This window comes from Streptococcus sp. 3613, from assembly GCF_013277375.1.
GTDB lineage: Bacteria > Bacillota > Bacilli > Lactobacillales > Streptococcaceae > Streptococcus > Streptococcus pseudopneumoniae.
In genome coordinates this window covers 24,415-44,542 of sequence record NZ_VMMV01000046.1, presented here as the reverse complement: position 1 = coordinate 44,542, position 20,128 = coordinate 24,415, and the positions used below count along the sequence as shown (strand labels likewise).

The 20,128-nt window shown below is 41.4% G+C and carries 26 protein-coding genes and 5 pseudogenes; 2 read left to right on the top strand and 29 right to left on the bottom strand.

Features of this window, described 5'->3' with window-relative positions:
* The 22 genes and pseudogenes from HT708_RS06415 to HT708_RS06310 all read right to left on the bottom strand — a co-directional run.
* A partial coding sequence (locus HT708_RS06415; protein WP_172926144.1) for a pblB occupies positions 1 to 1,156 on the bottom strand: 1,156 nt, incomplete at its 3' end.
* Positions 1,157 to 1,160: 4 nt separating this feature from the next.
* Positions 1,161 to 1,511 carry a DUF6711 family protein gene (locus HT708_RS06410; RefSeq protein ID WP_050214089.1) on the bottom strand — a complete coding sequence of 117 codons (351 nt, stop codon included), beginning with the start codon at positions 1,509 to 1,511 and terminating at the stop codon, positions 1,161 to 1,163.
* Between the two features lie 8 nt (positions 1,512 to 1,519).
* Entirely contained in the window at positions 1,520 to 4,540 is a 3,021-nt protein-coding gene (locus tag HT708_RS06405) for a hypothetical protein (protein WP_240156199.1), read from the bottom strand.
* Positions 4,541 to 4,865: 325 nt separating this feature from the next.
* Positions 4,866 to 5,411, bottom strand: a pseudogene (locus HT708_RS06400) (hypothetical protein); the annotation flags it as partial.
* Complete coding sequence (locus HT708_RS06395; protein WP_000478009.1) at positions 5,398 to 5,748, bottom strand: hypothetical protein; 351 nt, start codon at positions 5,746 to 5,748, stop codon at positions 5,398 to 5,400. The pseudogene HT708_RS06400 and the gene HT708_RS06395, both read right to left, overlap by 14 nt.
* A gap of 38 nt (positions 5,749 to 5,786) precedes the next feature.
* On the bottom strand, positions 5,787 to 6,167 hold the full coding sequence (locus tag HT708_RS06390; protein WP_001207822.1) for a DUF6096 family protein: 381 nt from the start codon (positions 6,165 to 6,167) through the stop codon (positions 5,787 to 5,789).
* Between the two features lie 4 nt (positions 6,168 to 6,171).
* A complete protein-coding gene (locus HT708_RS06385) occupies positions 6,172 to 6,585 on the bottom strand; it encodes a phage tail tube protein (protein WP_000880679.1) in 414 nt (137 codons plus the stop codon).
* Positions 6,586 to 6,587: 2 nt separating this feature from the next.
* Positions 6,588 to 6,956, bottom strand: a complete 369-nt coding sequence (locus tag HT708_RS06380; RefSeq protein ID WP_000608236.1) for a hypothetical protein — start codon at positions 6,954 to 6,956, stop codon at positions 6,588 to 6,590.
* A complete protein-coding gene (locus HT708_RS06375) occupies positions 6,953 to 7,468 on the bottom strand; it encodes an HK97-gp10 family putative phage morphogenesis protein (RefSeq protein WP_007284942.1) in 516 nt (171 codons plus the stop codon). Before HT708_RS06375 ends, HT708_RS06380 begins: the two co-directional genes overlap by 4 nt.
* Positions 7,443 to 7,781, bottom strand: a complete 339-nt coding sequence (locus HT708_RS06370; RefSeq protein ID WP_000478948.1) for a hypothetical protein — start codon at positions 7,779 to 7,781, stop codon at positions 7,443 to 7,445. The genes HT708_RS06375 and HT708_RS06370 overlap by 26 nt, the downstream gene beginning before the upstream one ends.
* Positions 7,762 to 8,073, bottom strand: coding sequence for a phage head-tail connector protein (locus tag HT708_RS06365; RefSeq protein ID WP_000021227.1), 312 nt, complete (start codon positions 8,071 to 8,073; stop codon positions 7,762 to 7,764). Before HT708_RS06365 ends, HT708_RS06370 begins: the two co-directional genes overlap by 20 nt.
* A gap of 1 nt (position 8,074) precedes the next feature.
* Positions 8,075 to 8,263, bottom strand: coding sequence for a hypothetical protein (locus HT708_RS06360; protein WP_000669344.1), 189 nt, complete (start codon positions 8,261 to 8,263; stop codon positions 8,075 to 8,077).
* Positions 8,253 to 8,435: a Rho termination factor N-terminal domain-containing protein gene (locus HT708_RS06355; protein WP_000054933.1), complete on the bottom strand. Its 183-nt coding sequence runs from the start codon at positions 8,433 to 8,435 to the stop codon at positions 8,253 to 8,255. The genes HT708_RS06360 and HT708_RS06355 overlap by 11 nt, the downstream gene beginning before the upstream one ends.
* A gap of 11 nt (positions 8,436 to 8,446) precedes the next feature.
* On the bottom strand, positions 8,447 to 9,289 hold the full coding sequence (locus HT708_RS06350; RefSeq protein ID WP_172926143.1) for a N4-gp56 family major capsid protein: 843 nt from the start codon (positions 9,287 to 9,289) through the stop codon (positions 8,447 to 8,449).
* A 5-nt stretch (positions 9,290 to 9,294) separates the two neighbouring features.
* On the bottom strand, positions 9,295 to 9,864 hold the full coding sequence (locus HT708_RS06345) for a DUF4355 domain-containing protein (RefSeq protein WP_001001558.1): 570 nt from the start codon (positions 9,862 to 9,864) through the stop codon (positions 9,295 to 9,297).
* Positions 9,865 to 10,153: 289 nt separating this feature from the next.
* The gene (locus HT708_RS06340) at positions 10,154 to 11,704 is read right to left on the bottom strand and encodes a minor capsid protein (RefSeq protein WP_172926142.1); all 1,551 of its coding nucleotides are present in this window, start codon (positions 11,702 to 11,704) and stop codon (positions 10,154 to 10,156) included.
* A pseudogene (locus HT708_RS06335) lies at positions 11,613 to 12,068 on the bottom strand (phage portal protein); the annotation flags it as partial. The pseudogene HT708_RS06335 and the gene HT708_RS06340, both read right to left, overlap by 92 nt.
* 210 nt (positions 12,069 to 12,278) lie before the next feature.
* Entirely contained in the window at positions 12,279 to 12,812 is a 534-nt protein-coding gene (locus HT708_RS06330; RefSeq protein WP_000588570.1) for a hypothetical protein, read from the bottom strand.
* 134 nt (positions 12,813 to 12,946) lie between these two features.
* Positions 12,947 to 13,960: pseudogene (locus HT708_RS06325) on the bottom strand (phage portal protein); the annotation flags it as partial.
* An 11-nt stretch (positions 13,961 to 13,971) separates the two neighbouring features.
* The gene (locus tag HT708_RS06320) at positions 13,972 to 15,186 is read right to left on the bottom strand and encodes a PBSX family phage terminase large subunit (protein ID WP_172926140.1); all 1,215 of its coding nucleotides are present in this window, start codon (positions 15,184 to 15,186) and stop codon (positions 13,972 to 13,974) included.
* Entirely contained in the window at positions 15,176 to 15,670 is a 495-nt protein-coding gene (locus HT708_RS06315; protein WP_000351060.1) for a terminase small subunit, read from the bottom strand. Before HT708_RS06315 ends, HT708_RS06320 begins: the two co-directional genes overlap by 11 nt.
* 451 nt (positions 15,671 to 16,121) lie before the next feature.
* Entirely contained in the window at positions 16,122 to 16,568 is a 447-nt protein-coding gene (locus tag HT708_RS06310) for an ArpU family phage packaging/lysis transcriptional regulator (protein WP_044813672.1), read from the bottom strand.
* Between the two features lie 129 nt (positions 16,569 to 16,697).
* Here HT708_RS06310 and HT708_RS06305 point away from each other — a divergent pair, with 129 nt between their 5' ends.
* Positions 16,698 to 16,913 (top strand): AbrB family transcriptional regulator, encoded by a 216-nt coding sequence (locus tag HT708_RS06305; RefSeq protein WP_001098946.1) that lies wholly within the window; start codon positions 16,698 to 16,700, stop codon positions 16,911 to 16,913.
* Positions 16,897 to 17,250 (top strand): type II toxin-antitoxin system PemK/MazF family toxin, encoded by a 354-nt coding sequence (locus tag HT708_RS06300; RefSeq protein ID WP_000125658.1) that lies wholly within the window; start codon positions 16,897 to 16,899, stop codon positions 17,248 to 17,250. Before HT708_RS06305 ends, HT708_RS06300 begins: the two co-directional genes overlap by 17 nt.
* 20 nt (positions 17,251 to 17,270) lie before the next feature.
* On the opposite strand, the gene HT708_RS06295 is transcribed toward HT708_RS06300, so the two are convergent.
* The 7 genes and pseudogenes from HT708_RS06295 to HT708_RS11830 all read right to left on the bottom strand — a co-directional run.
* A complete protein-coding gene (locus tag HT708_RS06295) occupies positions 17,271 to 17,495 on the bottom strand; it encodes a DUF3310 domain-containing protein (RefSeq protein WP_050223311.1) in 225 nt (74 codons plus the stop codon).
* Positions 17,496 to 17,922: 427 nt separating this feature from the next.
* Positions 17,923 to 18,162 (bottom strand): annotated as a pseudogene (locus tag HT708_RS11835) (hypothetical protein); the annotation flags it as partial.
* On the bottom strand, positions 18,146 to 18,646 hold the full coding sequence (locus tag HT708_RS06285; protein ID WP_172926139.1) for a DUF1642 domain-containing protein: 501 nt from the start codon (positions 18,644 to 18,646) through the stop codon (positions 18,146 to 18,148). The gene HT708_RS06285 and the pseudogene HT708_RS11835, both read right to left, overlap by 17 nt.
* A 1-nt stretch (position 18,647) precedes the next feature.
* Entirely contained in the window at positions 18,648 to 18,965 is a 318-nt protein-coding gene (locus HT708_RS06280; RefSeq protein WP_171035966.1) for a hypothetical protein, read from the bottom strand.
* 167 nt (positions 18,966 to 19,132) lie between these two features.
* Complete coding sequence (locus HT708_RS06275; protein ID WP_078929772.1) at positions 19,133 to 19,300, bottom strand: hypothetical protein; 168 nt, start codon at positions 19,298 to 19,300, stop codon at positions 19,133 to 19,135.
* A 15-nt stretch (positions 19,301 to 19,315) separates the two neighbouring features.
* Positions 19,316 to 19,729 carry a hypothetical protein gene (locus tag HT708_RS06270; RefSeq protein ID WP_138699295.1) on the bottom strand — a complete coding sequence of 138 codons (414 nt, stop codon included), beginning with the start codon at positions 19,727 to 19,729 and terminating at the stop codon, positions 19,316 to 19,318.
* Between the two features lie 169 nt (positions 19,730 to 19,898).
* Positions 19,899 to 20,081: pseudogene (locus HT708_RS11830) on the bottom strand (helix-turn-helix transcriptional regulator); the annotation flags it as partial.
* Positions 20,082 to 20,128: the final 47 nt, after the last annotated feature.

The window sequence follows — 20,128 nt, the reverse complement described above, 5'->3', positions numbered from 1 at the left end:
CCTTAGCCTTGGCAAGTTCTACTTGATCGTTAAAGTCCTTTTTGATTTTGTCGACCTTTTGGTCAAAATCTTTATCTGCTGCTTCTATCTGCGCTTGGATTTTGGCTTCAATGCCATCTTGTTGCTTAATCTGCTTGGTAATCGTACCCTCGTAAGAATACTGCGTATCATTTCCAGCTTTACTATCTGCGCTGATACGACCTCTTAGACCACCTTTGAAAGTAAAGCTCTGACTTAAGACAGGAACTTTAAAGGTTTCTTTCTTGTTGGTCTGAATGGTTACCCACTGCCCAACCTCAAGCAGTAAATGCCCTTGGTAGTTGAGATTATACGGATAGTAAGTCAGGTTTTTCAGCTTGTAATACAGGTCATTTAAAGCGCTCTGGGTCATGAAGACATTGTCTAGTTCCAAAGACCGACCTGTCTTCATACCAACCGTAAGAGGCTTCTTATCTGTCTTACAAGTAATACCAGCTATCTGATACTCAATCTCACTCTTGGTTAAACCATGTAGGAAGTAACTGTCTGCGTTTATCGTGATATTTGACTCAGTTAAATCACGGATTTCCATCTTCCCTTCTCGGTTGAAGAAACAAGACATCCCTATCATCTGAGTCATAGCGCTCAGCATATCCCTAAATGAAAGTTTCTTTCCTTCAGGAACTTGCTCGACATGGTAACGCATCGCGCTGATTCCGAAATAGTCATTCGCTAACTCAATGCCTGTTTTCAGGCAGATTTCCTGAATAACCTCTCGTACTTCAGCTGGGAAATGCAAATCTGTCACATACTCACGATTGAGCTTAAACATACCATCCATAAGTTCAAGTGTGGTTGTGTTGCGGTTTCGGTCAATCTCAATATCGTTGATGAAGTATTCCCCCATCTTGACCCACTGGTAGGTATCCCCAACCAGTAGACCAATCTCAGGGTGCAGGGTATCCAGCTTATTGAACGTGGTAATGATACTGGTAAAGGTAATTTTACCGCTACCAGCGCAGGTTCCACCAGGCTTATAAGTATCGCCCTTGATGTAGCCATACTCAAAACTAGCCTCTTTGATATCCCGTGAAGTATAATCACCAACACGAATAGCCAGCGTCCTTTCCTTGGCAAACATGGCTCTGTCAAATTGTCGTCTAGTTAAAGCGTCCATTTTCTTACCTCTCTACCAGATTAAATTTAGCGCCAGACCAAGGTTTAAACTTCTCAGTAAAGGTATAGCTAGGAGCTGTCCTATCACCGACATAGAAAGTCTTTGTGACTTGGCCATCCATGGGGTCTGGATAAGATACCTCAAAAAATTCAGATGATACAGCATGTAAAAGCTGACTTATTTCTCCCTGAGTCATCATACCCCATTCACAGTCTAGTTTGCGTTTGGTCGTGATACGGTCACGCACCATGTCGCCATTGGCATTACGCCCTGTCTCTCCATCGATATCTTGAATACCGACTCGAAAAGATTTGGGAGGCTTCACAGCCACCCCATTGATTGTCAATTGTGCCATTTAACCTCCTAAATCTTGAGCAAGGTTTGACCTGCTCGTTCATGTTCCTTGTTGATTTCTTGGATAGCTACCCGTCCGAACTCATGGCCTGCGATCTGGATAACGATGTCGCCGTCGCCAGAAAATCCACCTTGTGGACCAACACCAGCCATGGCATTTACTACCGCACTGCTGACTACTCGCCCAAGTGTTTGGATAAATCCTGTATTTTCAAGTGGTACGACCGCCTCTTTACCTGCTTCACCAATCATGGCAATAGTTGGACTATCAACGATTCCACCACGGGCAAGACGAGGAAGGCTAACTGTGCTTACACTTCCAATCCATCCCAGACCAGGTAAGTTTCTGACAACATCTAAAACACCATTAATCATGCCGATGAAGCCATTGACCACATTTTCAATCGTTCCAAGAACCGCATTGACTGCGCTCTTAAACGCTCCACCTACTGCCTCACCGACCATCTGACCAGCATTTACAAAGATACTTTTAACAGTGTCCCAAACTCCACTAAAGAAGTCACCGATAGAACTAAAAGCATCTTTTACTGCGTTGTAAGCATTAGTGAACATCTCACCAAACCAGTTTGAAACGCTGGAAAGCGCACTTGTAACATCGTTCCACCTTTCGCCAAACCATGAACCTAGTTTGCTGAAGATGTTTGTTAGACCAGTCCATGCTTTTTGGAACATGTCCGTAAACCATGCCCCGATATTAGCCAAAGCACTCGTCACATCCGCCCAACGTTGTCCGAACCATGAACCGATTGGTGTGAAGATATTAACGATAGCATCCCATCCTTGCTGGAATTTCTCGCCAAACCATTGACCTATCGGCTCAAAGATTTCTTGTAGTTTCGTCCATAGACCGCTGAAAAATTCGCCAATCGATTGACAAATACCACTGATAAAATCACATAGTCCTTGCCATGCAGTTTTAGCAAACTCAACAACAGTGTCCCAGTTTTGATAGAGCAAAACACCGATAGCAATTAAGGCTGCGATTGCTGCAATAATCCATGTTATTGGACTTGTCAAAACTGCTAACGCTGCATTAAAAGCCCATGTTGCAGCTGTAGCGACTCCTGCTGCAACAGAATGTGCAAATTCCGCCGCGGTTGCTAATCCCATTTTCGCTGTATGAGCAGTCCATGCTAGAGCTGATTTACCAAGTTCTAAAGCAGTTTTTCCTAGCTGTGCAATTGTTTTACCTGAATTGACCACAAAATCTTTTGCATATAAGGTGTTCAAATAGATTGTTTCACCAAAACTGACCAACTTATCAAATGTCAATGCTTTAATAGCAAGACCTAGATTCTTAATCCCTCCAACAATCAAAGAGACCTTACCGCTTAATAATTCGAATGCTCCTGCAAGTCCTCCAGCTTGTTCTGCCCATGATAAGAAATTAATCGTTTGCCAAGTTGTTATCAAAGCTACGATAGGTTCTTTGTTTTCTTTACACCAGTCAGAAAAAACGGTGAAACCATCTGCCACTAACTTAATAGCATCCGCCAATAGTCCCAAAGTGGCTAAAAGGCCACCTCCTAATAAATCTGAAATTCCTTCAATACTAACACCGAATACTCCTGATAAAAACTCAGCAAAAGGTTGCCAAGAATTCTCCCAGAGAATCTGAATAATGTCAATTAGCCCATTAAAAGCATTAGCAATAGAGTTAATAGCAGGGACTACATGTTCATCATAAACACGACTTAAGTCATCGCCAAATTTGTTAACAGACCTTTCAATGCTCTCAAATACAGGCGCAACAGTATCTAATAAACTTTGGAAGACTGATGAAATTTTAGGAGCGCTTGTCACAACGACTTTTTCAAAACCTTTAAACAAACTTCCTGCTAATTTGCTACCGACTTCAACAATGGTAGATGTCAAGCTTAATAGAGTTGACACAATAGCACTACCTATACGAACCGCACCGGTTGAGGTAATGACGTCGTAGAAAGCACTAGAAAAGGCCTGAGCGATGTTTCCTACTGCCTCTGCAATGTTACCAATATTATCAAACAAAGCGACTAGCGCCCTGGTAATGCGTTCTTTTTGCCTTCCAAGACCATTTGCAATACTTTCGGCAAGGAAAACACCGATACCTAGACCGATAGTAGCTATTGAGCCTGTCACTTGCCCTAAAGCATAAGCGATTTTCTCAGCCATTCGGTTAAAGGCATTCACAACTCTTGGATCAGTAGCGATTTCTCCCATTGTCTTAGCTATTTGGTCTAAGGCGGTCTTAATGCGTTCAATACCTTCTGGTCTAAATGCTGCATCAAAACCTTTCTTGAAGAGGTCAAACAACCCTTTGAGCTTATCTCCAAGTCCATCAAAAATGCTCTTGAACTGGTTGTCCATGTCGGTCAACTCGACTTCTGGCAAGATGTCTTTGAAAGGTCCGCCACCGCCTCCCTTTCCTTTACCACCTTTGCCACCGCCACCGCCTCCAGAACCGCCTGCATCATCGTCTTTTGGTTTTTGCAAGATGTTAATCTCATCAAATCCCAAAAGACCTAGCAACTCTTTAGCGGCCTTCTTAGCGTTTTTGGCTGAGTCTCCTAGGTTATCAGCAAGTCCTCCAGCTGAATCTCCAGCGTCGTCAACAGCGTCAGCAAGGTCTCCTGCTCCGCCTGCAGCGTCTTTCATGGCGTTACCCATGTCTCCAACCGCTCCACCAACACCATCTTTCACTGTTGCTTTCTTGTTGAACATCAAAGCGATAAACTCCGCAAGTTTAGCCGTCACGTTCTTCAATACCATGGCAAAAGAGTTCAAGACAGGCATAATGGCATTGATAATCGGTAACATAGCATTACCCAGATTCAATGCACTATCTTTCATCAGCGACTTAAACAAGCTGATACGCCCATTTACAGAATTGGATAAGGTATCACCATATTTAGCTGTAGCCTGTTCTAGGATAGCCATTAGGCGGATTTGTTGCTGGGTTTGGTAGTCCAACTGTTGCCAGCTTTGTCCGTTTGCAAAACGTTTAAAGGCTTCAGTAGACTCAATCATAGCCACATTGACGTTGATTCCTAGGTCTTCTCAATAATGTTATCGCATGGCTTTTTATCCATACTTCTTACAATTTCTTGTAAGTTCGGCATATATTTTCACCTACAACCGAATTGTCTAGGTGCTCACCACTCGTGGGGATATTTTATTCTATACTTTTTGACAAAACAAAAAGCACAGGTTCAATCCCTATGCTCTACGGTGACCAAGCCTTTTTAATTGCTTAGTTTACCTCGGTATCGTCATGTTTTAATTACTTAAAATTTAGAGTTTTACCGATTTTGGTAAGTTCTTAATCCGCCTATTTCTAAGCGGTGCGACAAAAGTCTATCGCTTCCGTATTCCCTAGCAAACCTGAGCGAATCCGCTCCATAACGTCTGTAATCGTGCGCCCAGAACCTTCAGCAACAACTGCCGACGTCTGCAACATCTTAGCAGTATAGGCGCTTAGTTTGTTGGTGTCTTTGATAAATCCAGAAAATAAGTTTGAGTAGACTGCACCATAGTTAGTAGCCTCGCCCACACCCATATTCATGGCATTAGCGTTATCGTTAACCCATTTTAAGAAAGATTGCGAACTCTCACCCATCTGTCGCTTGATTTGGTTCATAGCCGCTGATACTTCAAGAGCTGTCTGCGTTGAATACATCCCAACATCAAGCAATTTCTTACCAAGGATTGCAAAACCAGCAAACTTAGCCAGCTTGCCAAACGCGCTACCGATTGAGCTCGACTGTTCACGAACTTTGGCAGTCGCGTTCTTCACTTGGTCAGATGTTCCTTTGACCTGATTCTCGACTTCTTTCATCTTCTTCCTGAAAGGCGCTATCTCAGCGTCAATCATGACTTTCAATTCGTCAAGAGTTGCCATTCATTTCCTCCTTCCTTTTGCGATTATGTCTTTCTGCAAATTCACGCATCCGTTCCTTATGCAACAAAAGCGCTTGTCTCTGCCGTTCCTGTTCTACCGCTTGTTGTTCTTCTACAAACAACTCAGGCGCATATTCCCAGAACTCAAAGACCTTGGCATCCTTGGATAAGAATAAAGAAACGTGGTTGGATATCATCTGCGAAAGTCTGTACGAGTCAATAATCTTCTCTTTACGCTCTTGGATTTTGACACGGTTGTAGCTTTCAATCATTTCCCTGATTTCAAGCACCGTTAAATCCCAAAAATCAAGAGGCTTACCCCCGATGTCCAAAAACATAGGGTAAAGCCTCTCAATAATCTGCGTTACCGTTAAGATTACTCGACTACTGTCATTTTCTTCTTGGAAGTTTTCTTGCCCTTGCTTCCTCGTGGAGTAAAACCCGACACTTCAAAGAGTGGCATTAAAACCTCTGTCATGAAGGTTGTTTGGTCTCCACCATTATCCACGTATTCATCGTATAGATCGTAGACATCCTCAAGAGAATACCCATTCTCATACTTTTGCAAAGCTCCATGAATCAAGAGCAATACAACTTTTAAAGGAGGCAAAGGAAACTCTTCGCCAGCTTCAGGCATGAAGATTTTCAGTAAGTTCATACCGATTTTTTCTTCAACTTTTGCTGCTTGATGAGATGAAAGTCGTAGTTTTAACTCTTTCTCATCGCTAATCTTCCAAATTGAGTAAGGTAACGCCATTTAATTAACCTCCAAGACCGTCTGTAAATTCCAATTCTGACTGCAATGCAATCTTAAGTGTGAACTCGATAACGGCATTGACACCGCCACCGCCCAGTTTAACAGATACTTGGCCTTCAAAATTGACCTTAGTACCGTCTGGATAAGCTTGTTCAAAGTAGAGTTTCTTCTTGTCGTCTGCTGCCTTACGCAATACACGGTAAGGAGCAGTTTCGCTTGAATTGTTATAAGAGAACTTGTACTCCAATTCCCCTGCATCACCAATACCAAATTCGTACTTCTTAACTTTATCTTCAAGAGTAGTGTTCTCTACTTTTTCAGGTTCGATACCAAACTCTGGTACTTCTTTCAATCCAACAAGCTTAGTATAGCTACCTTTGGTTTCGCTATAAGAAAGCGTAATTCCGTTTGCTAACATGTTTAATTCTCCATTCTAAATTGAAAAACAAGCTCTGAGTGTAAGTCAACAACCCCTTCAAAACGCATGACCTTATGTCTCAAATGGGACGGGTCTGGCACGTCTTGGCAGTCGGTTCTTCGTAAACCTAAAGACTCAAAAATCTGATTGATTTTAACAGCTAACTCACTAGTGCTTGTATCATCAAAGATATCCACCTTGTAGCGGATAGAGGATTTTTGTTCCTGGTCATCAAACCAATCACCCGGCTTGTTTTGTTCTTCCAAAAAAATAACGACTGGAAAAGTCTCCCAATCGCTAGGATACGTATCAGTCACATTATCTGCAACCTTTTGCAATTCTTTATAAATAACAGGCTTGATATTAATCATTTTATTTGTTCTCTTATCTTTCTACGGACATAATCCGAAATATTCTTAGACACACGCTCTTGATTGTCTCTCAAAGCTGGATAAAGATAAGGCTGAGCAGGTTGACCATACATCTTGTAGAACTCCCCAATCTTTTGAAAGTGGTAAGGCCCTACATTGATTTGGTCTTCATGCACATACCACGGACTAGAGCGATAAGTCACGCTGACTTCTGGAGAGATACCAGAATGGCTAGCCTGACCCTTGGGTCCTGTTCCAAACTCAACATAAGGAGCATAGTGTAGATTTGTGTAAACCTCACCTATAGCCTTATCTCCGTCCATTTTAACCCTAGTCTTGATACTGTTTCTAAGTTCTCCATTGTTGCCTGGTGCTAGTCTTTTAGCATCAGCTTGGACAACCTTTATAGCAGCATTGTGTACCGCACGTAAGACGATATCCTCGCCAGTTTTTTTACTAGCCAATCGTCTACATTTAGCTATGAGCCTATCTGCCCCTCGTAGCTCTGACACGCTCTAACTCCAAAACTTGATGATATGTGTAGACCTTTTTAGAGATAACCCTGTGAGTCACTTCCGTCGGGCTATCGATACACACACCATCTTTCACTTTGATAGTAGCTGACTTGTTGGCATTTGCGTTCAAAATATCATTGACACGCTCACCATACATCTCAGATTGTAGCTTACTGCTAGCTGGCCACAACTCAAGGCGGACTGTCTCAGCTTCCTTGGCATATCCTTCTTTTACGACGCCTTCCTCTGTGACAGTCTTTTCAAACCGTCGCATTGGATAAGGTTTCAGTCTACTCTGCTTCAAAAACATGACCTGCCACCCTTGCTAATCTGTGCATGCGTATACGCTGTAAAAGACCCGTAGACAGGCCGTTTTCTCCGTAGACTACTGCTATACCACCCTCGGTTCTGGAATGCTCTCCTTCCGCTCCTGAGCGGTTGTGGAGTTCGATAGCAACCTCAGGTATTAAGCGACTTAAAGCAGGTGTCAAAGATGTGCGATTCGTCTCTGACAAGATAAGATTTGTAGCCCTCGTTTGGAGCAACATGAGAAGCTGAGTATCTTCTTCGCCTGTCATTTTCTTCAGCAACTCTATAGACATATCAATCCTCTTCTAAAAACTCAGGCTCAGGGAGAATTTCCTCAAGAACGTCTGAGATAGCGACACCATTGCTGGCGAAATTATCTGCCAGCTCGGCATAGCGCTCCTCAGTAATCTCAAGTTCCTCTCCTGCCAGTCGTTTCACATTTAATTCCCAGTCATAGAAATCTTGTTTGATTTTAAATTTCACTTTTTAAATCCTCCAACACCTCTACAATTTCAGCTTTTGATAACTTATAGGCACCAGTTATGCCAGCTTCTTTAGCTAGATTCTTCAACTCTTCTAAAGTCTTATTTTCTAAATCAGAATACTGGCCAGCTTGCTCCTCTTGGATATAATGACGTCGTAGCAATAAGCTCATATCATCACCTCTTACTCACCGAATTTTACAACTCGTGTAGGGTCGTATAGGTAAACACCATAGTGTTTGTCACCAGTGATAACCGTTGTCTTTTTAAGGATGTCACGGTCTGTTTCGATAGCCACATCACGTTTTAGCATGATAACAAACGCACCATATTTATTGGCATCATCTGTCTGAGTCTGGCTAGGAGACACTTTGACAAGGAAACCTTTACCTTCTTCAACTTTTTTAGAGCGGACGATTTGCACACCAGCAACTTCACCAAAGGTCCCAGAAACAACCATATTTGCTCCAAGCTCTGAACCTTTGATCCATTCTTTCGCTACTGCAGTTTTTAGCTTAGTAGCATCTTTAGGGTTGATGATAGCAACATACTGTGCATCTTCTTCATCCTCAAAAATATCAAGAGCCTTATCAATTGCCTCAAGAGTTGTTGGAGTTTCTGCAACGTGCTGTGTTGCAGTCTTAGCCACAGCTACCAAATCATCATCAATCTTGTTAGCAATAGCCAAACCAAGCTGGTAAGTGGCTTGACCTAGTGGGTCACCAAGACCTGACAAAAGAGCTTCATCGGTAATTTCATAACCTTTAGCAGCCTTTTTGATGGTCATAGTAGTCTTTTTAGTAGTCAATTTGTCTGGAGAAATAGCTTGACCTTCTCCAACCTCAGTCGCATCTCCTGCGTACTCCCATGCTGGAACTGTTAGAGTGTTCCCTGGTTGTCCTTGGAGTGCTGTTTCCACATAAGCAAGTGGAGTAAATTTAATCAATTTAGGTAGTTTAGCGGAAACCATGTCCGCCATCACTTCTGGGTTAACCATAGTGGCTAGTTTAGTTTGTCCTGCTGTCATTTATTTTAACCTTTCAATTTCTTATAGAGTTCTGGGTTCTTTTGATAGAGTTCATTTCGACTCTGATAACCCATGCGAGCAAATTCTTCTTTTGTGATACCGTCACTATCGACTGGTGCTTGCTTCATTGGAGCTCCGCCTTTTAGCTTTTCTTGTACGCCTTTTTGCACGGCTTGTTCCCATGATTTCTGTAATACAGCGACAGACTGCGATACCGTCTCTGCGCTTGTCAAATCAACTACATTCACTAACTCAACAGGTAAGTCACGTTCACTTAGCATTGCTTTAGCCTCTGCGGTCAATTCCTTACGAGCAATAGCCTTTTCACGGTCAGCTAGTTCTTGCTCACGCTGATCCAACTGATATTTCTGTTTTTCATCAGCGTTCATCTTAGCAAGCTTCTTAGCTTCGTTTTCCTTGGCTTCTTGCTCTGACTTCCACTTGGCAAACTTCTTATCGATGATAGCATCGACATCTGCGTCCGTGTACTTCTTCTCGTCTTGCGGTTGTTGTGCAGGTTCTGCAGGTACCTTTTGTTCTTCAACCGTTTCGACTGTTTGTGTTTCTTCGTTCATTGCGAACCTCCTATTTTTAAAGTCGTCCCCGACTGTAATTTCCATAGCTTTTAGTGTCTTCAATGCTTGGACAATATAAAAACCGTACGGGATTCCATACGGTTAGGGCATAAGAAAACCGCCTCGATTTCGATGCGGTTTATAGTGGTTTATTGCAACAAAAAAGCGCCTAGATTACTATCTAAGCGCAAGATAGGCAGGACTGTCGGGGCTCCTGCATTTCTCGACCCACTATAAGTGGCGCGTTGGTGACAGATTCTCAACCTCTATCTTTACCAAAAGTATAGCACTATTTTTCCTTTTTGTAAAGCGTCAACATATTTTTTCCATTCTTTTTAACTTGACGAATCCCCACCTTGTTAAAGTGAATGACTAGCATTTCATCTCGTGGCACCATCACCGCTTCCATAATGACCTTATCTTTGTTAGGTATTTTTACATATGAAATAATTGATTTTTCAACCCTCTCTGAATTATCTAGAATCAAATAAGGTTTTTGAACTGCCTCTTTTATTAACATAAACTCATCTAAGGAATACTGTTGTCCATGTCTCACTAATGAAGTAGCTAAACTGCTAACATCTATATAAGCAGAACTTACTCCTATCAATTTGGTTATATCACTCGAAAAATTACCTAATTCATATTCAGATTTTAGTAAGCCTACGAGTTGTTCTTTCGATAATCCACCCTTCCCAATTTCATCCCATGCGTTACTAACATCAGAAAACAATTTTTGGGTATTATATCTTGAAACGGTTTGGTCACTTTTCTTGTAATCTTGTATTTCATTTTTTACATCTTTCGCAACATACTTGCTATACCACTCTTTATAAGTCATATCAGCAGGTACTAGCTCGGTCTTACCTGTTTCTGGATTCCTTGCTCTGCGCTTCAGCTTGCTGTAGTCTGCGTCCTCATCGTATCCGACAGTAGTAGACCTACACCAAGGGTGCATAGGCGGACAATTGACACCAGGGACAGCCTTATCCCTATCATAGACCTGATTGTCATTCTCCTGACAAATGCGTGATGTACGCTTGTCTAAGACGGCCACAAAGATATACTTCTCTATATCCGCTTCCTCATAGTTGAGTAGCTCCATTTGGTTATGAAAAAAGGCTGATTCTGTCCGAACCAAACGCCTTGCATCGTTCTGCCCCACATTGAACCGCTCAGCAATTGCTTGTGCAGTTTCTCGTGTTCCTCTTCCTGTCATGAGGCTCATGAGTAGTTCATCTTTTATGCTAGAAGTAAGCTTCCCCGTATTCTTCCAGATGTTTGTTGAGTAGGTACTTCCATCTCCTACCCAACTAAAAGACTGTAGATGTTTAATCTCGCTCTCAGGAAGCCCAGAAAAGCCATATGCCAGCCCTGTCTGCTGTTGCAGGTCAAAGGTAGCCTTGTAGTAACTATCCTTCATCAGGTCGCTATAGAAGGCGTCTGAGCCCGTCTTCTCTGAATGATAGATAGATTCACGCATACGATCTAAATCATCACTCAAACGCTCTAGGCGCTTCATACGAAAAGAATAAGCTGGGCTGTCTAAGTCAGCCAGTAGCCTTTGGATATTCGGGTCATTCGGTCTTGCTTCAAGCACCTTACGAAGTTCGTTCAAGTTTTTCTTGTCTTTCATGTTCTTCAAGACTTGTCTAGCATCTACCTGACTTAAACCATAATCCCGTTGGAACTTATCAAAAATCTTATTGACTTCCTTATCCAAGTAAGTCTTGGCTTCCTGATAGACCTTATCGAACTGCTCTGCCTGCTTTTCGGCCTTGTCCATCTGCTGGTAAATCAGATTGGCTTTCCTCTTCGCCCAATACTCCTGATTCTTCATCCTCTACCTCGTCTTCGGGTTTCGTGTTGTCTTTGTTGAACATCGGCATGTCTTCCATGTTCTTCTTTTTTTCTTCTTCCAAGGCTTCCAGTTCAGCGTCAGGGTCTTCCACAAACGGCAAGAGAGAAATAAGCTGCCTATTGGTCACTTTACCTTCCAAATTGTTCACAATCTGAGAGATTTCCAGCAAGTTTTTAGGCAAACCACGGCTGAATTGTGGAACGATTGAATGAGACTCTAGTGCAATCTGTTTCATACCCAAGTAATGAGCAAAAATCGCAATACGCTGTCTTAATCCACGCTTGTAGTTCGCTTCCTTGGTCTTGGTAATCATCTCAAGGCCCATTAGCTTGAATTCCATAGCTCAATTTTGTTACCGTAGAGGCTCTTTATCCTCTACTTCTTACGGTTTCCCGTAAGTTCAGACTATCTCTTCACCCTTATCAGGGTGTCGGATTTCGTGGATATTTCTGCATATAAAAAAACGATACTATGTACCGTTTCTCACTTAGCTTACTCTATCTAGTCGTTAAACCTTACTGATATTTCTACCAGCAGTGGTAATTGATTAGCTTCAGTAATATGTCACAAATCTCCCTTTTTCATCTCGAACAATTGTCTTACCAGACATGTCCACACCTTTTGAAAATTGTCTTAAATCGTATTTTTTATAATTCAATAAGATATCATCTATTGTTTCATCATTAACGATTATATCATCTCGTTTTATGGAACGATAATATCTGTAGACAAGAGTTGAAAAAGAAATGTTGTTTTCTTCAGATAATTTTTTTAGATAGTCTCTCAAGATATATCCCTTATACTTAACGTTATCAGAACGATTACGTTTATTTGTATGTTCAGGAACCCACCTACAATTACTTGGTGAGTAGTCTTTGTCATTATCTATCCTATCTAATTGCAAACCAAATTCTACTCCGTTTTGCATTGCCCAACTTCTGAACTTAGCTACATCACTAAATTCATCAGAAACACCTATTCCACGTTTCCCATACCATTTATAAGCCCAATGTTTTTCATCATAACACCTTGCTAACATAGAGTAATAAACTTGATTTAGATGTTTGTGCATTTTATCTTTTATCATTCATCTTCTCCTAGATTATTATACTCTTATTATACCATAACAGAATATAAATATCTAGGTTATTACTGTTTTGCGCCTTCCAATTTTAACCCGATTTATTACCTCAAAGTTACCTTTGAGGAGGGCAACTATTTCACCCCCGAAGTATTCCCTGCGAAATTCTCATCAGTCAAATTAGGCACATGGCTAAATGTGTAGATGTCCTCTTTAAGAGCTGTACGCAAGATTTCAGTAGCACTTTCGTCCAGCGTATTCTTCAAGAACTCAGCCCTTGCACTATCGCCCGGCAATTCCAAAAGACCTTCTTCAGAAAGAATCTTCATTGCTACCTTAGCGTCTTCTGGAGTGTCTGCTAACTGCGTGCCATACAAGACAAGTATAGACTCTACAGCCTGTTCCTTATCATTGACACGATTCCCCATCAAGGAATTATAAGCGTCTATCAAGCTAATTTGTTGCTCATAGTCACCAATTGCAAAGTGATTGTTGCGATATTCGATAATTGGGATTTGCCCAAGGTTGTGAGGGGTTACCTGCTCATTCTGAGTTGTTCCTGAATCTGTACTTCTCAGCACCATGTGATAGTGCAGATTTTCGGTAAAAACCTCAGCCTGGTACTTGGTAGTGTCTTTCGTATCGTCTTTTACTTCATAGTAATAGACCGCAAACAAAGGCTTCCGCTCAATACTATCATCGTAGACCATGAAAGTATTCTCCGGATCAATACTAGTTGAATCCAACTCAGCCATACCCTCTTTAGCATAGATGTACTCGTAAGCACGACCATAGATAGCCATGTTCAAAGCATTCTGAGCATCTACTTGGTCAATTTCAGCACCATCAAAGGCTGTAAGTAGTTCATCGATATCACCGTCAGCAGTATTGTTATACTTGATAGGATTGCCCATAAAATAGCCCGTAGCCGTGTCTGCGATATCCTTGGCATGATTGGCTACCGTCTTGTAATTAGGTGCGTTCACGTTGCGTCTCGTGTGTTCTAAGATAGCATGCTCACCCAAATAGTAGCTTTTAAGCTTCTTCAAATGTGAGCTTTCAGTGTTATGCATCGTTATCAATTTGTAAATCAGGTCTTTCTTCAAAGAACCCTCATCATATCCATCCCGTGGATAGGTTAAATATTGGTACATGTCTTTCCTCTCTATAGACCATAATCAGAACGTCTGCGGACGGTTGCTTTTGGTTGCGAATGTTGCGAGTAAATCGCATAACGCACCGCATCTAGTACGTCGTCATTCTCTTTCACTGGTTCGCCTGTCTTTTCGTTCCAGATGTATTGGTAGACTTCATCTTTGAACTTGCTGACCTTGTTTGATACAACAAAAAAACGCCCAGCTTTCATCAGCTTGGCTACTTCTTCAATACCAGACAATACCGCTTTATTAGCGTTGAATGTTCTTAATTGCTCTCTTTGAAATCTAGCAACGTGTTCAGGTCGTGCACTGTCTGCCCAGAACGTAATATTCCCGTATCGTTCCTTGATATTCTTAGCGAGGTCTACCCAAAAATCTATCTCTTTGTACTGATGAGCGTGTTCCTCTAACAGATAAGCTGAACCGCCAGATGTTTCTCCAATGACAACAATAGAGCCAAAGTGTTCATATCCCCAGTCAACACCAGCATAGACTTTAGTGATATCTTCTGGTACGTTATCTACAACCATATTCTCGCTAAAATCACGATAGACGACGCCCTCACCAGTCACCCACAGACCAAGAATATCTCGGTCATAAAATACACCAGCTGGTGTCGCATTCTTGATATTCTCTCGGTATCTGTCAGACATGAATGTATTATCATCTAACTTAAAATGAAAGTCGATGATCATATCGTCTCCAGAGTTGATATAATCCCGTCTGAGCCAGTGTGTCGGGATGTCTGGGTTGCTATCCCAAACAATCCTAGCACCCTCTCCTGAGCAACGTGAGATGATTTCCTTGAATACTTGTTCGTTAGCAAGAGATGCCTCGTTTACATAAGCTCCAAAAGCAGTAAAACCACGGGCGCGTTTTAAACCAGATATAGAACCGGTGTAGACTTGAACTACCTTGACACCGCAAAGGGTAAAAGCTCCGTGCTTATCGTATTTAGGTTCAATATCAAACATGTTATACAGCTCCTGAATGATATTGTTTTGTATCGATGTTGAAGATGTTCCAGCTAAGATATACATCGGCTCATCTATGTTTAATCTATCCGCTGTTTCTCTCACTCGTGCAATCTCATTCATGAAGACCATGTTGTTTAGAACAGTTTTACCTGAACGTTTTGCACCATGGAGACCACAGATAAAAAAATCATCATTCAATACTCGTGTAAGCACTTCTTCTTGTCGCTTTGTAGATTTATTTGTCATCAAAAGCACCTCTCAAAGCCTTGGCGAAGTCTATCAATTTATCGTCTTGTTCATTATCCACACCGATTTGTGATTTAAGTTTTTCGATTTCAAGTTCTAGTTTCTCAGCTTGTTTAGCAGTCGGATAACGCTTCAATATCTCAGCTATCGCTTTAATAACTGTGTTATTATCTGCCTTTTTCGTAACTCTATCCACCTCACCAGTGACAGGGTTCATCATCAAAACTTCCTCAAGTCGCTGGCCTCTTGCAATGTCTGAGAGAATCGAAAGAGCCTCTTTAGCGCTCAAAATATTTTCATCGTGCATCTTTTCAGTTTCGGTTTGTATAAACGTTTTAACGCTTGCATTTTCTAGCAATTTACTAGCGGTTGTTTTAGCATACGCTTCACTATAACCTGCGAATATTGCGGATTGATAGACATTACCAGTCCTCAAATACTCGCTCGCAAACATCTTTTGTCTTTGATTTAACCCAATGTCCATCACCACCTTTCGAATAATCAAAAAAAGCCACACGATGTGCGACCTTCTTGCAAGGCGACTACAACCTTGCGTGCGTATTAAATTTTGACTTCTTTTTTATTTTTTGTAGTCTTTACAACCTCTGAGGGAATCAAACCCTCTAGCTTATAACTTATCCGGAATATAATTAGCTACGCAACCATGCGAGGTCCAGTCGCTACTGCAACCATTTTTAAGTTAATGAGTGATATATGAATGCTAAGCCTGTTGCCTACCCCATTCTGGGACACAAACACTCAACGGCGATGTCCGGAATCGAACCGAAGGAAACATAGGAGAGAAACCACTTACCTGTCACCGCCAAAACGAGACCGAAGCCTCGGAAAAATATAATAAATATAAAGGAGATGTCAATTGGCCTATCACTTGACAATACTATTTTACCATGTGAAATAAGCCATTTCCTAGCAATTTACTTGCAAATATCTCCCAAAATTTTACGATAGACAATCAACTTACCTTTTCGATAAGCTTCCGCAAATTCCAAAGCACCTCTACTAAGCATGCGATAGAACTCACTCTCAGAATAGCCTAAGTCCATATAGATAGCCTTATCTGATAATTGGATTTTCATATCCATGTACTTCTTTGTGATAACCTGCCGAACGTATGGATCCATAATGCAATTCACTGCTCTTTCAATCTCCAAAACCTCTGCCTCTGCATCCACATGTTCGATAACCATATTCTCAGTAGCTGTGTTCTTACCAGTAAATGTCTTTGGTTCAAATGAGTAAGTCGTTGTGATTTTAGGCAAATACTCAGCACCTGCCATTCGGACATACGATCGATAACTCTCTAGAACGTCATAGACATTTTTCTTGGTGAATTGCACGTCAACTCTTTTTAATAACCTCATAACATAGCTCCTTTATGATATAATATTTTTAGCGAACATATCACAAAGGAGTCAGCTATGCTGGCTTTTTTATTGCTTTGTTCCGTTTTTAGGTGTATACTGTATGTATACAAAATAAAGGAGAAACAAATGAATACTGTTAAAACTCGTAAGGTTGGGAACTCTGTCACTGTGACCATTCCGAAAACACTCAATGTTCCAGAAGGTCAGGAAATGTTTGTCTACAAGGGTGTAGATAATGTCATTGTCCTAGCTCCAAAAATTCCAGACCCATTTAGTGGTGACACAGACCTACGCATGGAAGAGGACTTTGAGGGGGTGAAATTCCTTGACAGCGAAATATGATTACATTCCAGAAAAACAGGACATCATCTGGATTGACTTCGACCCGTCTGTTGGACGTGAGATTCAGAAACGCCGTCCTGCTATTGTCGTCTCACGTAGAGAGTATTCGGAGCGGACTGGATTTGTGGCTGTATGCCCTATTACACACGGTCAAAGCAGACTAGAAGAACAAGGCCTGCTCGTTCCTGTGCGTTCCAATAAGGTAGATGGCTCTGTCAATCCACTCCAACTCTATACTTTTGACTTTAGAGAGCGCAAGGCTCAAAAAATTACAACCATGGATACAACCAGTTTTCAGAAGGTTGTCCAACTCTACAACTTCATCTTTGAAGCCTAGTCCTTATGGATTGGGCTTTTTTAGTTCTTCTCTAATTCCTCAATCAACCAATCAAGGTTCTTACGTGCTTTCTTCAGGTCTTCCAGACCGTTTTTCTTTTGAAACCGTAGCATATACTTGATTGCGTTGCCCCAAAAGAAAGCAGACGCTCCGGAAAGGCTCCCAACGAAGTTATGCACAACATCGATAGCCTCAAGACCGTTTGCACCTTGGTAGTGGCTTGGTTTGTTTATGTTGTCTGTCATGTTAAGTCCTCCTCATAAAAATCATATCATTGTCAAAACTCCAAGGATGCTGTTGAATTTCTTCTTTTCCGACAGGTATTTTATAATGATAAACCACCGCTCTAATCAGACGAAGTGGTCTGTCTAATTGGCATGCTATTTGTCTACAGCTCATGCCCATTTTTCCAAGTGTTTCTATATCGTATTTTGAAATATCCCATTTCTTTTTTCTGCGAGGCAGTCCGAGCCTGTTCGCTTTTATAATCACTGCGTCTAAACTTCGATTTAATATTTTAGCTAGCTGGTTTAAATCTTGAACTTTTTGATAATAGCGCCGTAAAATTCTTATTTCTTCATCCTGCCAATGGCGTTTTGTAAACTGACCTTTTCCTTTGTTGATTATCTCAGACTTACATCGGACAGAACTAACTGTACGACCTAAAAAATCAGCGACCTCTTCAACGAAATGTTTTTCAATGTCAAAGTCTGGGTCATCTTTACTAAACTTTTTCTTAATGGCTTTTTCAGCTAGTGATGGTAAAGCGAATATACTTGCTCCGTTTTTTAGGGCAAGCGCTTGACCGTGTTTATTTACTATTCGATAACCAACATCAAACGGTCTGATTTTTTCTGGGATTTTTATACGTTTACTTTGATCCTTCATTCCTTCTTCAAGCGTTTGTATCATACTCAACCTCCTCAATCTCAATCCCTGGGCAATCGAACACCCAGCCGAAACCAGCTTCTTCAAGTTCTTTGCGGGTGAATTTATAATTTCCAGTAATTATATTTTGGTTAAAATAAAGAACCTTCCCTGATTGCGTTTCAGTCAAAGGTTGCCCATTATTCAGACTAACAATATACCGCTTCTCTTCCTCGACCTCGTAGCCGTCAAGCCATGCACGAGCAACTAAATCAAATGGTCTTTCTTGCATAAACCATTTCCTAACTTCATCGTTCGTGAAATCAAATTCGAATAATTCTGCCACGTCTTTACAAGCTTTTCTAGCTTCCTCAATCCATTCAGCCACAAACTGCGGAACTTTGACTGATTTTTGTTCGTCTAGTTGTTTCAAGTCTCTTAGAACGGTTTTTAGAATAGTTTTTCCGCTAACAATACCTACAACACATTCAACCGCTTCGTACTTCTTAATCAATGCCTTAATATTCATCTTAGTTTCCTCCATAAATCAAATAAACTGCAATAACTACCTGAGCCATGCTTGGCGAATAGCCAATCCAATCATCAAACTCCTTAGATTTTGGCAACCAACCCTTAGTAGCTCCCAATTCATAGTCTGTAGGCTTTTCATCAGCGAAGATGCATTCCATCGCTCCCATAAACGTCATACCATCTTCTGCCATTTCCCAAAAATAGTCCGCCCGGTCTTTCACCGCTTGTGGTAAATCTTGCTTGGGAGGTTGCGGCTTCCCGTCTTCTACCGTCCAGTTGTATACTTCATTAACTTTTTGCTTTAAATCTTCCATCATCTTCCAACTCCTCCACTTTCCGTCTCAATTCTTTATTCTTTTTCCTCAACGAATAGCGCTCCAGCGCTCTAATCCGTCTCTTGCGTGCATCGCACGGCTTCGAATACTCGATTATCTTCTCTTCGTTTTGCTCGATTGTGCGTTTCAATCCGTCGATTACTGTGTGTTTATCGTACTTCATCGTCTAAAAATCTTTCAATAGCTTCTCTATAGGAGACTTCCACCATACCGTCTAAGTCGTTCAGGGCTTCAATATAGTCTGGACGCCCTTGCCCATACTGCTTTTTCAAAAACTCAACAAAGAGATGAATTTCCTGATAGGTTACTCCAATCATATTTCTATCCTCCTATCAAATCCCATCAACTATCCTCTGCAATATCTCGTGATATTCGTAAATCTCCAGCTCAATCCTATAATTCTTATTTCCGGACTTGCCACCGTGCATGAACTCAGTCGATACTATCACATTGTAGTTATCATCTGTCCAAATCTTAGCGTCCGTCAAACCATCAAACAAAGCCTTGCTTGTAGGCGACCAGTTCGGTGGGTCATACTTCCGATTTGTCGGAGGATATATCCGAACCTTAACCTTGCAAGGTTTGTCCTCGCTGTAAGGTAAGCCAAAGTAATCTCTCAGTACATTCTTGCCCTCGTATTCGGCTAACTGCCGTAAGAACTTAGTTGTTTTAGCCTTTTGATGAAAGTGCGGTCTATCATTTGAGTTAATCATCTGCTTCCTGTTCAACTCAAATTTAAGAATCAATCTCTCCTGCATTCAACCTCCCTAGCCATCTAGCTTTTTCCACGCTTGCTATTGCAAGAATGTCATTAGCTAAATCAAAAGCTGTGTACCAATCCAGAACTCCTAACAAGTCCTTGTGCTCCTTTAATTCATCAACTAAGCTTTTCAGTCGTTCCAATGGGTTGCTTTCATACCCCAACAGATATCCAACGCTTACCCCGAAGTAGTCAGCAAGTTGTTGGGCTTTTTCTGGTTTGATTTGGCTTTCTCCGTTTTCCCAGCGTGATAGAGTCTTTTCTGATATGCTCATTTCTTTTGCTATTTCCTTTTGAGATAGCTTTTTTTCTTGTCTTAATTCTTTTAGTCTATTCATCAAAACACCTCATTCAGTTCCATAATCTCATCGCTGCCATACTTTCT